Here is a 239-nt window from a genome sequence, read left to right on the forward strand (position 1 = left end):
CTCGCGCTCAAGCTCGACCCGACGCTGCCGCAGCGCATCGCGCGCCTGGTGGTGATGGGTGGCGCGGTGACCTGCCAGGGCAACATCACTCCGGCCGCCGAGTTCAATATCTATTTCGATCCGGAAGCCGCGCACATCGTGTTCGAAGCCTTCGAGCGCCTCGACCTGGCCGATTGGGAAGCGGTGATCGCGCACGGCCTGCACCACGATCGCGTGGTCGGCTGGCTCGCCGCCGGCTC

At 67.8% G+C, this 239-nt stretch carries 1 protein-coding gene; it reads left to right on the forward strand.

Annotated elements, in window-relative coordinates; all coding sequences use genetic code 11:
- Positions 1–239, forward strand: a 239-nt coding sequence (locus tag HKX41_13245) for a nucleoside hydrolase (GenBank protein NNC25100.1), incomplete at both ends; no start/stop codon positions are given.

Origin of the sequence: Salifodinibacter halophilus (assembly GCA_012999515.1) — a bacterium.
In the GTDB taxonomy this organism is placed as follows: Bacteria; Pseudomonadota; Gammaproteobacteria; order Nevskiales; family Salinisphaeraceae; genus Salifodinibacter; species Salifodinibacter halophilus.